Here is a 13432-nt window from a genome sequence, read left to right as displayed (position 1 = left end):
ATACGTCGTTTTCTGGGTTCGTGACCAGGTTTGATAGCCGATTTCGTACCGGAGGATTGTTTCGTTACCTAATCGCTACTCGCTCGCGATCGAATGGGAATGGCTGAAATTCCCAGATCGCCCGGTAAAGCAGACATTAGGACCGAGCGGTATTTTACGGATGCCCGTACCGCTAAAGATAGCGACTGTGCCCGAACACACAGGTCCGAACCGCGCGAGCATTCGCAACGCGCCGGTCACGACACGAAATTCACATCCCGCAAGCGCATTCGTCATACTGCGTTAGGACGCCCACCGATAGCCTGATCGAGTGACTTCAGCGCGCCACGACCCCCACCTGCTCACCGGCACCTTCAACTTCCGTGATGTGGGCGGGGCCCGCACCACCGGCGGTTCCCAAGTGCGCGGCGGAGTGCTGCTACGTTCGGCCCAGCTCAGCCGATTGAACGATGCGGGCCGCACTCGACTCCTGGAACTCGGCATCACCGATGTGCACGATCTGCGCGGCTTCGCCGAAATCGACCTGATCGGCCATGACGCCCTGCCCGAGCAGGTCCGCCTGCACGTCACACCCTTCGACCCGCGCATGGGCGAGACCCCGCCGCACGAGGCGCGCCGCCATGTCACCGCGGCCAATCACATGCTCGAGGTCTACCGGCTCTTCCCCGCCATGCCCGAGGCGCACGCCGCCATCAAGGCACTGGCCGACTCCGCCCTCACCGGCAGCGCCCTGGTGCACTGCGCCGCGGGCAAGGACCGCACCGGCTGGGCCGTGGCCACGCTGCTGCGCGCCGTCGACGTCGTCGAGGAGGACGTCTACGCCGACTACCTGCTCAGCAATGACGCCGTCCCCACCCTGCGCGCCTTCATGGCGGGCGAGACCGACGAGGAACTCTCCGACGACCTGCTCGGCGTCCGACCCGACTACCTCGAATCCGGCACCGCCACCATGAACGAGATGTACGGGGGCCTGGACGGGTACCTCACCGAGATCGGCATCACCACCGACCATCGAGAAGCCCTGCGCGCCCGCATGATCGAGTAGCGCCCAGCCGGATCGGGTGGCGTCGAACAGACCTCGGCCGGACCGAATGGCGCTACTCCGCCGGAGCGCGGCGAACCAGACCGTCCGGATCGATGCTCACATGATTGCCGGTGTGGAACCACGGGCCGGTGAAGCGCGATTCGGTGGTCTGGGGATCGTTCCAGTAGCGCGGGGCCACATTCGGGCCACGGCACAGCAGTTCACCGTGCCCGGTTCCGGCACGTGGGCCGAAGAGTGCGAGCTCGGTTCCCCCGAAAGGGAATCCGAGCACATCGCGGGGTGCCGCCCCGTCATCACGGGCCAGGCCGATACCGCTGGTTTCGGTGGCACCCCAGACCGACCACTGCCGGGCCTCGGGGAAGACCTCACGAAGGGTGGCGGCCACCGAATCCGAGGTGGTGGGATCGGCGGCGGCGAGTTCGGCGCGGTGCCCCGCGCTACACACCTGTCTGACGCGGTCCAATCGCTGGCCCGCGAGTTCGGGCAGTAGGCCCGCAAAGATTCTGGGGGTCGCGGAGACCATATCTATTCGTTCGGCGACAAGGGTTTTCGCTATCGCCGCCGGATCCGGGGCCAGCACCACCGTGCCGCCGACGGCGAAGGTCGGCAGCAGCTGATCGACACAGCCGCTGGCATGCGCCAGCGGCAGCAGCACCAGATTGCGCAGCCCCTCCGACGGCAACTCCAGCGCGCCGACCACGGAACGGATTGCCGACAGCAGGTTTTCGTTGGTCAACTCCACCCCGCGCGGCCCGACCTCGGAGGCCGGACTGGTGTAGCAGAGCAGCGCCAACTCACCCAGCGACGCACCATCGTCGATGAATGCCGCGCCATCGGGCAGCGCCGCACGGTAATTCGCCGCACTGCCACCGCCGTCGAGGATGTAGTCCGCGGCGGCATCCCGAATCACCCGCTCCGCCACCGCATCAGACAGGCCGTCATGCACCAGCACCGGCACCGCGCCCGAGAGCAGCGCGCCCAGGAACGCCTGCACCCAGCGCGCGCCGACCGGCATCCGCACCGCGACCCGATCCCCGTAACCGATTCCGTGCTCCTGCAATCCACCTGCGATCCGGGAGGCGGAGTACCAGAGCTCCCGATATGTGAGGCGGGGGCCGCCGATCTCGACCACCGCCTCCCGGGCGGCAAACGTATGCACCTGGATATCGAGCAACTCCGTGAGCGCCGGCGTCAGATTCCCATAGCGCAGGATGCCATCGGCGCCGCGCGCAACGGGGTTGTCGCACCAGGCATTTCGCGAGTGCGGGTATTCGACCAGTAACTGCGACATCCGTCCCTCCGAGCGCCTCGAGCCTGCAGGCACCAGTGACTATATGATGCACATCACATCTATGGGCGGATTGTCGGCAAACGTAGTCGAGACGTCACGGCACCGAAACGACTAGCGCCCGGTGTACTCGGCCTTCCCCGGGCCGACCTCGAGGAAACTCTTGACCGCGCCACGCAGATCGTCGGTCGCGAAGAGATGGCCCGAGACCTGCGACGTCACCGAATCGGCATGCGCCACACCACCCGAGCGCCAGGCGCCGATGATCTCCTTGGTGGCGGCGTGCGCGCGGGTCGGCCCCTCGGCGAGTTTGGCGAGCAGAGTGCGCGCGGCCGTGTCGACATCCTCGTGCACACCATTGACCACACCCCAGTCCGCCATGGTCTGCGCGTCGTAGAGATCGGCGGTCATGACGAATTCGCGGGCGCGACCCGAACCGGCGCGCTCGGCCAGCCGCTGCGGGCCACCCATGGACGGGGTCAGCCCGACCACCGTCTCCACCAGACCGAACTTCGCCTTGGGCGCGGCCAGAATGATGTCGCAGGCCAGCGCGATCTCGAAGGCCGCGGTCAGGCACAGCGAATGCGCGGCGAAGATCACCGGACACGGCAGCGCCTCCAGCGGATGAATGATGCGCGCGAACAGCGTCTGCCACAGCTGCGCGCCCTCGGCCGGGGACAGCCCGTCGAAGACGTGCACATCCACACCGCCCGAGACGAGTTTGCCCTCGGCGCGCAGCAGTACCGCGCGCGGCGGGTCGGCGGCCAGATCCTCGATATCGGCGGCGATCGCCTCGAACAGCGCCTTGTCGAAGAGGTTCAGCGGCGGATGCGCGATGGTGAGGATCGCGGCCTGCGCCCCGCCCTCGGTGACAATGCGTTCCAGACGGGTGGGCTTGGAGTCGGTCATGAACCGAATGTATGCGCAGTCACTTCGCCGGAAAAGGTCCGGCTCGCCGCTCACCACCGCCCATTCGTCCCATCTGACAGACTGGCCGGGTGACCACCTCGGAATCGGAGCAGGGCGCATACGTGGAGCCCGGCGAGTTCAAGCGGGACACCAACTACATCACCACGCGGATCACCGCGGACGGGCGCGACGGCTACCCCGTCGAACCCGGACGGTATCGCCTGGTCGCGGCGCGGGCCTGCCCCTGGGCCAATCGCACGCTCATCGTGCGGCGGCTACTCGGACTGGAATCGGTGCTGTCACTGGGGCTTTGCGGTCCCACCCACGACAAGCGCAGCTGGACCTTCGATCTGGATCCCGGCGAGGTGGATCCGGTGCTTGGTATCCACTTCCTGCGGGACGCGTATCTGGCGCGGTATCCGGAGTATCCGCGCGGCATCACCGTGCCCGCGATCGTCGAGGTCTCGACCGGTCAGGTCGTTACCAACGACTACGCGCAGATGACGCTGGACTTCTCCACCGAATGGACGCGGTACCACCGGGAGGGAGCGCCCCGGCTGTACCCCGAGGAGCTGCGCGAGGAGATCGATCTGGTCAACCGGCGGGTCTACACCGAGGTCAACAATGGTGTCTACCGGTGCGGATTCGCCGGGGATCAAACCGCCTACGACGCGGCCTACGACCGGCTCTTCACCGCCCTGGACTGGCTCGAGCAACGACTCACCGATCAGCGATACCTGGTGGGAGACACCATCACCGAAGCCGACGTGCGACTCTTCACCACACTCGCGCGCTTCGATCCGGTGTATCACGGGCACTTCAAATGCAATCGCCAGAAGCTGGACGAGTTCCCGGCGCTCTGGGGTTATGCCCGGGATCTGTACCAGACCCCGGGTTTCGGTGACACCACCGACTTCACCCAGATCAAACAGCACTACTACATCGTGCACACGGATATAAACCCCACGCAGATCGTCCCCGAGGGGCCGGAGCTGGGCAACTGGCTGACCCCGCACGGCCGGGAAACCTTGGGCGGCAACCCCTTCGGCAAGGGCACGCCACCCGCCGCGCCGCTACCGGCCGAGCGGGTACCCGCCGGGCACCAGCCCGCCTGATCAGCGGGATTCGCCGCCGTAGGTGCCGAAGCTCCAGTACACGCCCTCGGGATCGCGGCAGACGAAACCCCTTGACTCGTAACCGTCTTCATCGCGAAGTTCACGAGTGATGTTGGCGCCCGCGGCTTTCGCCCGGGCGTACAGGGCATCGGGATCGGGGACGACGATGTAGATGGAGCCGACGCCGGGCGGCTGGCAATCCAGGGCCATACCCTCGCGGGTGGCGCCGAGCATGATGGCGCCACCGGCGGGCCAGGCCAATTCGGCGTGCACGACGATATCGCCGTCGGCATGGCGGGCGACGGTCTCGAAACCGAAGGCCCGCTCCAGGAAGTCGATCGCGGCGGTGGCATCGCGGTAGACCAGGGTCGGCCACACGACGACGGTGCCGGTCGGCGTTGCGGTGGAGGCTGCTGAGGTTGTCGTATCGGTCATGAACTCAGCCTCGTACCTCGAGGGACTGTTGGTCTTGGACGAATGGGAACTCCTCGCGTTCCCGCCACACCGACGGCGGTAGACCCGCGAGTTCACGCCATTCCCGGGCCATATGCGCCTGGTCGTAATAGCCGGACAGCGCCGCGACCTCCGCCAGCGATCCGGGTTCGGGGGTGCGCAGCAGGGCGTGCGAACGTTCGAAACGCGCGATCCGCGCCAGATCCTTGGGCGTCACCCCGAACTCGGCACCGAACCGATTACCGAGATGCCTACGGCTCCAACCGATCTCATCGGCGACCGCCGCCACCCGCACCGCCGGGTCCGGTCCGGCCAGCAGATCCCAGGCGCGCGTCAGCTCGCCGTCCCAGGCGACCGGTCGCACACAGCGCAGCAGCATCTCATCCAGGATCTCGAACCGCCGCGGCCACGCGGACGCGGCGGCCAGCCGTTCCCGCAACTCCCGCGCGGGCGCGCCCAGCACCTCGGGCAGATCGACGATCCACGAGCCCAGCGCCGCCGCGGGCACCCCGAACAACGCCCGGCACCCCAGCGGTGTCAAAGCCAACTGCACCCCGTGCTGATACCCGTGATGCGCGATCACACACGGCCGCGTGGTGAGCCCACTGGCCAACATCTCCCAGCTCCCACCCGCCTGCTCCGGATGCGAGGAGACCGGCACCTCGATCGGCTCATCGATGGTGATGATCACCGTCAACACCGACCCGGGCATCCCCACATGCGTCCCCGGGGTGAAGCCATGCAGCAGATAGCCCTCATAACCGAGGACGTACGGGCGCAACCGCGGATCGGGAACCCCGCTCGCGCCTTCGGACACACCTGCCACGAATCCCACGATATGCTCCCCCGCCTGCCCGCACCTCCTACCGGCCACCGGGCGCCCCACAGGTCTCGTACCGGACTCCCGGTCAGCGCCGAAACAGTTCCGGAGGTACCCCTGGAGTTACCCATATCGGTTGGCGTGTGAGTAGGCCCGGTACCGCAGCACGCTCCGCACGGTTGCCCGAGGAGGTTCCGGGTATGACCGGAGAGTGACTCGTCCGCTCATCGAATCCGTTGCCGGGAGGTTCGGCGCGGGGCCGGGCGGACGGAACCGGCTGGTCTCGCGAATCGTTGGATCGGTGCAATAGAGTTTCGGTCGGAAGACCGCGCGATTTAAGGGGTATGCCGATGTTCAAGGCCGGGCTCGAGAAGGCGGTCGTCTCGCTGCTCGACAATGGGGCGCAGGTGCAGGCTCCCGCTGTCGCGAAGTATGTGGGCAAGCTGCGCGACAGCCATCCGGGTGAGACCCCGGCACAGATCATTTCGCGAATCGAGAAGCTGTACCTGACCGCGGTCACCGGCAGCGGTACCGCCGTCGGCGCCACCGCCGCCGTTCCAGGCGTCGGGACCATGGCCTCCATCGCCGCCATGAGCGCGGAGACCGCCTTCTTCCTGGAGGCTTCCGCCGTGTACACCCTGGCCGTCGCGGCCGTGCACGGCGTCGCGCCGGAGGACAATGAACGCCGCCGCGCCCTGGTGCTGGCCGTGGTCATGGGTGAGAGCGGAATGGAGATCGTGCAGAAGAGCGTCGGCAGCTCCGCCAAGAACTGGGGCACGCTGCTCGCGGGCAAGATCCCGGGCATCAGCGGTATGAACGACACGCTGCTCAAGCGATTCGTCATGCAGTTCCTCGCCAAGCGCAGCGCACTCATGGTCGGCAAGATCATTCCGGCCGGAATCGGCGCTGCCATCGGCGGATTCGGCAACCGGGCCCTCGGCCACGGCGTGGTCGACAATTCACGCAAGGCCTTCGGCGCACCGCCGCGGACATGGCCGCAACCGCTGGTCATCGATGCCGATCCACTGCCCGCCGTGGAGTCCGCACCCCGGACCAAGCAGCCGTGAGCAAGACGCGGCCGCTCGCCTTCGCCGTCGGCGGACTGAGCAAGACCTTCGATACCACCACCGTCGTCGACGAGGTGAGTTTCGTGGTGCCCGCGGGCAAGGTGGCGGCGCTGGTCGGCCCGTCCGGTGCGGGTAAGACCACGGTATTGCGGCTGCTGCTGGGCCAGCTCACCCCGAGCTCGGGGACCGCGAGCGTCGGCGGACCGGGCTCCGGCGCACGACGCGGACGGCAGGTGCTGGGCGCGGTGCAATCTCCGCGCGGCCTGCATCCGGCGCGCACGGTACGCGGGCAGTTGAGCGTATTCGCCGCTGCCGCAGGCGTTTCCGGCGATCGAGTCGACGAACTGCTGAGCTTGACGCGGCTGGAACCGTTCGCGCGGGAGCGCACCGGCAAGCTGCCCGCCGGGGCGCAGACCCGGCTCGCCCTGGCCATCGCACTGCTCGGGAATCCGCCGCTATTGGTACTGGATGATCCGTTCGACGGACTGGATCAGGCCGAAATCGCCTGGCTCACCGAGTATCTGCACGCGCACGCCCGGCGCGGCGGTACGGTCCTGCTCACCTCGCGGACCCTCAGCGCCGCACTGCCGGTGGCCGATGAGCTGATCGTGCTGGATCGCGGCAAGATCACCTATCAGGGCAGCCCGGCCCGCCTGCGCCGCAGCCATCCGGACCGCCTGCTGGTCCGGGCCTCCAGCCCGATCGCTCTGGCCACCACCCTGGCCGCGCAGGGCTTCACCGACGCCGTCATGCGCCCCGACGGCCGCCTCGCCGTCGCCGAAGCCTCACTCGCCCAGGTGGAATCGGCCGCCTCCCAAGCCCGGGTCCAGCTCACCGAGATCACCCCCGAACACATCCACCCCGACCAGGTCCTGGCCGCCCTCACCCATACCGGCCAAGTCTCCTCCCCCTACCCGGCCCCCACCGCGTACGGAATGCCCCGTTGATTCCGCAGCACACCGATTCCACCCCGCGCACCGGGCCGTTCTCGCACGCACACCGTGCCAGGTCGAGTCCACCTGGTGCCGGGCCGATCCCGCACCGCCCAGGGCTGTTTTCGCGCCACACCAAGCCGTTCCCGCACCACGCCCGGTCGCTTCCACACCACGCCGGACCGTTCCTGTACCCACGTCGTACCGGGCCGGTCTTCCCCCGTCACACCGGATCGATTCCGCCGCACGCCGAGTCGGTTCCGCACAACGCCGGGTCGATTCCGCCGCACGCCGAGTCGGTTCAGCAGCGTGGTGAATTGCGCCCGCAACATGGCGGGGTGAGCCCGCACCATGTCGAATCGTGCTGTGCCGGGCCGGTTTCCGGCGCGGATGCGGCTCGGCCGTTACGAGAGGACCTTCGATGATTCTGACCGCTGTGCCGGATTCTGTGCTGCGGGCGGCCAATTCGGAGGTTCGGAAGATCACCTCGGTGCGGATGCAGCGCCTGGTCGCCATCTGCCTCATCGGATACGCCATGGTGGCGTTCGCCGTCATGGGGCTGACGTTCAAGCCCGACGCCGTCACGCGCGGGAAGTCGATGTTCCTCACGGGCGGGTCGGCCATCGCGGCGGGGCTGGCGCTGCTGGCCGCCATCGTGCTGGCGGCGGTGCTCGGGGCCGTCGCCTCGGGTGAGGAGTATCGGCTGGGTTCGCTGCGGATCACCACGCTGTTCACGCCGGATCGGAATGTGCTGTTCGGCGCGAAACTCGGTGTGGTGGCGCTGGTTTCCCTGGCCACCGTCTTGGTGCTGGAGCTGCTCGGCGGTGCGGCCTACGCGCTGATCGGTCGGGACCGGGTGCACCTCACCGGAGAGATGCTCGCCATCTTCGGCGGTGTGGCGCTGGCCGCGGTGTGCTGGTCGGTGATCGGCGCGGCGCTGGGATTCCTACTGCGCACCCCGATTCAGGCGATCGCGGTCATGGTGGGCGTGGCGATCCTCGAACCGCTGGTGTGGATTACCGCGCGCGCCATCGGATTCGGCGGCTTCGCGAGCATTCTGCCGATCTCGGCGACCATCGGGACGATCACCAATGGCGCCTACGCCAAGGGTGACTTCATCGCGCAGACCCCGGCCGCCATCCTGGTCCTGCTGCTGTGGACCATGGGCTCGGCCGGCGCGGCGTGGTGGTTCTTCACCCGCCGCGACCTCTGAAACCTTCGCGCCGCAACCCCGTTCAGCGACCGGCGAACAGGCGACGCCACACCTCATGATCGGTGCGCGGCCCGCCCGGGGTGTCCCCGCCGTACTTGGCGATAAGACCGGGTAGGTCCAGCGGCATGGTCGGCGCGGCCATATTCGTGAGCTCGTCCTCCACCGCGGAATCCGGTACCAGCCAGCACACTTCGAATTCGATACCGTCCGGATCGGCGGCGTACAGCGCCTTGGTGGAGCCGTGATCGGAGGCTCCGGTCAACGCGCCCGCGGCGGTGAGCACCTCGCGCACACGCCGCAGTTCCTCGAGCGTGTCCACCTCCCAGGCCAGGTGGTACAGCCCCACCCGCCCGGTGCGATGCGCGACGGACGGATCCGGCGATTGGAACAGGCCGAGGTCATGATCGTTGGCCGATCCGGCCGCCTGGAGGAAGGCCGCGCCCGGGAAGCCGCCGGGCAGGCGGCGGAAGCCGAGCACCTCTTCGTAGAAGGCCACCGAACGCTCCAATTCGGAGACGAACAGTACGGCGTGATTGAGACGCTGGATCGGCATGGGTGCGGCTCCATTTCGAGTTGTCGTAAGTCCTCTCCAGCGGACCATGGTCCCGCGCGGGGCACAAGCGGGAGTCCGACTTCGCGCACCGACACGCCCGCGACCTGGAGTTTGTCGGTGGCAGGGAACAAACTGGGGGTGGTGCCGTCGTTACGGCTCCAGGTGAGTGCGATGAAGGTGGATGAGGCCGGGGTGGAGAAACCAGGGGTGGGACAAGCGCGAGCGGCGACGCCGCGGGCGGAAGTAGCCGTGCCCGGAACGAGCACCGAGCCGGAGGAGACCGGTCCCGGTTGGTTGCGGCGACTCTGGGAACGATGTCGCCAGCACCCATGGCTGCTCGCCGCCATCGCGCTGGCGGTCCTGCTCGGTGCGGCGGTGGAGGTCACCGGCCCGCTGCTGGCCAAGCGCGCCCTGGACGGCGCGACCGCCGGGAACACCGGAATCATCACGGCCATGGCCGGATTGCTGGTGCTGCTCGCCGCCGGCCGCTTCCTCGCTTCGTTCGGTCGTCGTATGGCCGCCGGAAAACTCGCGCTCGATGTGCAGCATGAATTGCGTGTCGATCTGCTCAACGCGCTCCAGCGCCTGGACGGCCCCGGCCAGGACGCCCTGCGCACCGGCCAGGTGGTCTCCCGTTCCATCAGCGATCTGACGCTGGTGCAGGGCCTGCTGGCCATGGGCCCGTGGTCCTCGGTCGCCGCACTGCAATTCGTGCTCGCCGCCGCCATCATGCTCTGGCTCTCGCCGCTGCTGGCACTGACCGCACTGCTGGTGGTCCCGGTGCTCGCGCTGGTCGTCTATCGGGTGCGGCCGAAGCTCTACGCCGCCACCTGGTCGGCGCAGCAGCGCGGTTCGGATCTGGCCCAGCATGTGGAGGAGACCGTCACCGGCGTGCGCGTGGTGAAGGGGTTCGGGCAGGAGGCCCGAATGGTGGATCTGTTGGAACGGCACGGCAAACGGCTCTTCGCCGAACGCATGCGCGCGGCCCGCATCGACGCCCGATTCGGGCCGACCTTGTCGGCCATTCCGCAGGCCGGAATGGTCGGGGTCATTGCCGCGGGCGGTGTGCTGGCCCTGCACGGCGCGATCGGCCTGGGCACCTTCCTGGCGTTCACCGCCTACGTGGCCACCATGACCAATGCCACCCGGACCATTTCCATGGTGGTGGTGATGGCGCAGCTCACCCGCGCCGCCGCCGAGCGCGTGCATCAGGTCATCGACAGCGCGCCGGAGCAGACCGATCCGCCGCATCCGGCGCCGCTGCCTGCCGGGCCGCTGGGCATCGAAATATCATCTCTCACTTTCGGATTCGACCCGGATCGCCCGATTCTGGATAGCTTCGACCTGACCGTCGCCCCGGGCGAGACGGTCGCGATCATCGGCCCGGCGGGTTCGGGTAAATCCACCCTGTCGCTACTGCTCCCCCGCTTCTACACGCCGAACTCGGGCCGGATCACGCTGTACGGCAACGACTCCCACACCGATATCGCCGACCTGCGCGCCACCGAACTGCGGGCCGCGGTGGGTGTGGTCTTCGACGAGGCTTTCCTGTTGTCGGACACCATCTCCGCCAATATCGCGCTGGGGCGACCGGAGGCCACCGAAGCCGAAATCCACACGGCGGCGGTCCAGGCCGCCGCGGATGAGTTCATTCGGGCGCTACCCAACGGCTATGACACCGTGGTCGGTGAACGCGGCCTCACCCTTTCCGGTGGTCAGCGCCAGCGCATCGCCCTGGCCCGCGCGCTGCTGGCGAACCCGCGCATCCTGATCCTGGACGACGCCACCTCCGCGGTGGACGCGCTCACCGAGGCGGCCATTTTCGCCGCCCTGCCGACGGATTCGTCCCGCACCACGCTCATCCTGGCGCACCGCGAATCCACTCTCACCCACGCCGATCGCATCATCCGGCTGCCCGGGCCGAGCGGCAGCTCCACGGACGAGAACGCACAACCGGTCGATCGAGACGGTGACACGCGGCCCGCACCGGTGGGGCTGGAGGCGGAGACCGGTACCGAGCTGGATCCGGACACCCCCGCGGAGGTAAGGCGGTCCCTGGTGACGCTGCCGCCCGCGGTGGAACAGCCGGGTCTCGATCCGGCCGAGCTGCGTACCCCCGATACCGACTTCCGATTGGTCAAGGCCATCCGGACGGTGCGCTGGCCGGTCCTCGCGGCGATGCTGCTGCTGGCGGTGGATGCCCTTGTCAGCGTGGGCTTTCCGTCGATCGTGCGCTATGCCATCGACTCCGGGGTGACCGAACACGACGGTGCCGCGTTGACCCGCGCGGTGCTCATCGGCGCGGTGCTCGCCGCGATCGGCTGGCTGGCCGCCTCCACCGCGCTGTTGTGGGGTTCGCGCGCGGGTGAGCGGGTGCTCTACGGTCTGCGCGTGCGCAGTTACGCGCAGCTGCAGCGACTCGGACTCGACTACTACGAGCGGGAACTCTCCGGTCGCATCCTCACCCGCATGACCACCGATATCGACGCCCTCTCGACCTTCCTGCAAACCGGCCTGCCCGATGCGCTGGTGAGCCTGCTGATGGTGATCGGCATCGTGATCGCGCTGCTGCTCATCGACGCGCAACTGGCACTTGTGGTCTTCCTCTCCGTGCCCGCGCTACTGCTGGCCACCTGGCTGTTCCGGCGCGCCTCCGATGCGGCGTACACCGAATCGCGAGAGCACTCGGCCACCGTGAACGCGGACTTCGCCGAGAATGTCGCGGGATTGCGTGTGGTGCAGGCGAATCGGCATGAGCGCAGCGCCTCGGAACGCTTCACCGTCTACTCGCATCGGTATCGGATCAGCCGAATGCGGGCGCAACGGGCCATCTCGCTTTTCTTCGCCTTCGTCGGCGCGTGGGCCGATCTGGCGTTGGCCGCGGTCGTTTTCGTGGGTGCGCGGGCGGTCGCCGACGGCGCGGCCACGGCGGGCACCCTGGTGGCCTTCGTGCTGTATCTGGAGCTGCTGTTCGGCCCGATCTATCAGCTCTCGCAACTCTTCGACGGTTATCAGCAGGCACGGGTCGGCCTGCGCCGCATTCGGGAGCTGCTGAAGACGCCGTCCTCGATCGCCCCGGATCCCGCCGACCCGGCCGTGATCGACGGCCGACTGCGTGGGGAGGTGGTCTTCGACGAGGTGCGTTTCAGCTATCCGGGTACCGAGTCCCTGGCCCTGGACGGTGTCAGCCTGCGCATCCCGGCGGGCACCAGCCTCGCTCTCGTCGGCGCGACCGGCGCGGGTAAATCGACCATCGTGAAACTGCTGGCCCGGCTCTACGACATGCCCTATGACGGAAATCACGATCACGAACGTGATGAATTACCCGATTCGATAGCCAATTCCTATGAACCGCAACGGATTGCCGGTGAAAACGGTGCGATCAGGGTGGATGGCATCGATATCCGCGACTACCGCCTCACCGACTACCGATCGCGGCTGGGAGTTGTTCCACAGGAAGCTCACTTATTCACCGGGGACATTGCCAGCAACATTGCATTCGGCAAACCTTTTGCGAATCCCGCGGAGATCGAGGCGGCCGCCGCGGCGGTCGGCGCACTCGACACCATCAACGCGCTACCGCTGCGAATGCGTCAGCCGGTGGGCGAACGCGGGCGCGGCCTCTCGGCCGGGCAGCGCCAGCTGATCGCACTGGCCCGCGCCGAACTGGTCGGTCCGGATCTACTGCTGCTCGATGAGGCAACCGCCGTACTCGATCCGGCGGCCGAGGCATCGGTGCTGGTAGCGAGCGAATCGGTGACGCGCGGCCGCACCGCGGTGATTGTCGCGCACCGCCTGGCCACCGCCGCGCAGGCCGACTTGATCGCCGTTGTCGAACAGGGCCGGATCATCGAAATCGGCTCACATGACGAGCTGCTCTCGACACACGGCGCTTACTCCCAGCTCTGGGCTGCGGCACAGGCCACCGAAGGAATATTCTCAGCGGAGGACGAGTCGTCACTAAGGAATGTGTCCGCTCGGTGGTAGTCCATGCCCATGGGCGAACAGGGGTGGGCATATCCTCAGAGGGGGCGCGT

At 67.7% G+C, this 13432-nt stretch carries 11 protein-coding genes; 6 read left to right on the top strand and 5 right to left on the bottom strand.

Annotated features, from left to right (window positions below; translation table 11 throughout):
• Positions 1-310: 310 nt before the first annotated feature.
• Entirely contained in the window at positions 311-1045 is a 735-nt protein-coding gene (locus OHB26_RS17805) for a tyrosine-protein phosphatase (RefSeq protein ID WP_330185272.1), read from the top strand.
• Positions 1046-1097: 52 nt separating this feature from the next.
• On the opposite strand, the gene OHB26_RS17800 is transcribed toward OHB26_RS17805, so the two are convergent.
• The gene (locus tag OHB26_RS17800; protein ID WP_330185271.1) at positions 1098-2336 is read right to left on the bottom strand and encodes a class I adenylate-forming enzyme family protein; all 1239 of its coding nucleotides are present in this window, start codon (positions 2334-2336) and stop codon (positions 1098-1100) included.
• Positions 2337-2447: 111 nt separating this feature from the next.
• Positions 2448-3242, bottom strand: a complete 795-nt coding sequence (locus tag OHB26_RS17795) for an enoyl-CoA hydratase/isomerase family protein (RefSeq protein ID WP_330185270.1) — start codon at positions 3240-3242, stop codon at positions 2448-2450.
• A gap of 89 nt (positions 3243-3331) precedes the next feature.
• Here OHB26_RS17795 and OHB26_RS17790 point away from each other — a divergent pair, with 89 nt between their 5' ends.
• Positions 3332-4357, top strand: a complete 1026-nt coding sequence (locus OHB26_RS17790; RefSeq protein ID WP_330185269.1) for a glutathione S-transferase family protein — start codon at positions 3332-3334, stop codon at positions 4355-4357.
• On the opposite strand, the gene OHB26_RS17785 is transcribed toward OHB26_RS17790, so the two are convergent.
• Together OHB26_RS17785 and OHB26_RS17780 are read right to left on the bottom strand one after the other, a co-directional pair.
• Positions 4358-4792 (bottom strand): VOC family protein, encoded by a 435-nt coding sequence (locus OHB26_RS17785; RefSeq protein ID WP_330185268.1) that lies wholly within the window; start codon positions 4790-4792, stop codon positions 4358-4360.
• Positions 4793-4796: 4 nt separating this feature from the next.
• Positions 4797-5636: a helix-turn-helix domain-containing protein gene (locus OHB26_RS17780; RefSeq protein ID WP_330185267.1), complete on the bottom strand. Its 840-nt coding sequence runs from the start codon at positions 5634-5636 to the stop codon at positions 4797-4799.
• 344 nt (positions 5637-5980) lie between these two features.
• On the opposite strand from OHB26_RS17780, the gene OHB26_RS17775 reads away from it, so the two are divergent.
• The 3 genes from OHB26_RS17775 to OHB26_RS17765 all read left to right on the top strand — a co-directional run bounded on the left by OHB26_RS17775 (position 5981) and on the right by OHB26_RS17765 (position 8842).
• Entirely contained in the window at positions 5981-6697 is a 717-nt protein-coding gene (locus OHB26_RS17775) for a hypothetical protein (protein ID WP_330185266.1), read from the top strand.
• Positions 6694-7644, top strand: a complete 951-nt coding sequence (locus OHB26_RS17770; protein WP_330185265.1) for an ABC transporter ATP-binding protein — start codon at positions 6694-6696, stop codon at positions 7642-7644. The genes OHB26_RS17775 and OHB26_RS17770 overlap by 4 nt, the downstream gene beginning before the upstream one ends.
• A 406-nt stretch (positions 7645-8050) precedes the next feature.
• Positions 8051-8842 (top strand): ABC transporter permease, encoded by a 792-nt coding sequence (locus OHB26_RS17765; RefSeq protein WP_330185264.1) that lies wholly within the window; start codon positions 8051-8053, stop codon positions 8840-8842.
• 22 nt (positions 8843-8864) lie between these two features.
• On the opposite strand, the gene OHB26_RS17760 is transcribed toward OHB26_RS17765, so the two are convergent.
• Positions 8865-9395, bottom strand: a complete 531-nt coding sequence (locus tag OHB26_RS17760; RefSeq protein ID WP_330185263.1) for a VOC family protein — start codon at positions 9393-9395, stop codon at positions 8865-8867.
• A 171-nt stretch (positions 9396-9566) separates the two neighbouring features.
• Here OHB26_RS17760 and OHB26_RS17755 point away from each other — a divergent pair, with 171 nt between their 5' ends.
• Positions 9567-13382 (top strand): ABC transporter ATP-binding protein, encoded by a 3816-nt coding sequence (locus tag OHB26_RS17755; protein WP_330185684.1) that lies wholly within the window; start codon positions 9567-9569, stop codon positions 13380-13382.
• Positions 13383-13432: the final 50 nt, after the last annotated feature.

Source organism: Nocardia sp. NBC_01503, from assembly GCF_036327755.1.
In the GTDB taxonomy this organism is placed as follows: domain Bacteria; phylum Actinomycetota; class Actinomycetes; order Mycobacteriales; family Mycobacteriaceae; genus Nocardia.
Note: the sequence above shows the minus strand (reverse complement) of the source record. Positions and strands in the feature narration are given on the sequence as shown.

Bases quoted from the DNA above. Each gene is read 5' to 3' on its own strand.
- OHB26_RS17785 (WP_330185268.1), bottom strand. From the start codon at position 4,792: ATGACCGATACGACAACCTCAGCAGCCTCCACCGCAACGCCGACCGGC.
- OHB26_RS17795 (WP_330185270.1), bottom strand. From the start codon at position 3,242: ATGACCGACTCCAAGCCCACCCGTCTGGAACGCATTGTCACCGAGGGC.
- OHB26_RS17800 (WP_330185271.1), bottom strand. From the start codon at position 2,336: ATGTCGCAGTTACTGGTCGAATACCCGCACTCGCGAAATGCCTGGTGC.
- OHB26_RS17760 (WP_330185263.1), bottom strand. From the start codon at position 9,395: ATGCCGATCCAGCGTCTCAATCACGCCGTACTGTTCGTCTCCGAATTG.
- OHB26_RS17765 (WP_330185264.1), top strand. From the start codon at position 8,051: ATGATTCTGACCGCTGTGCCGGATTCTGTGCTGCGGGCGGCCAATTCG.
- OHB26_RS17755 (WP_330185684.1), top strand. From the start codon at position 9,567: ATGAAGGTGGATGAGGCCGGGGTGGAGAAACCAGGGGTGGGACAAGCG.
- OHB26_RS17775 (WP_330185266.1), top strand. From the start codon at position 5,981: ATGTTCAAGGCCGGGCTCGAGAAGGCGGTCGTCTCGCTGCTCGACAAT.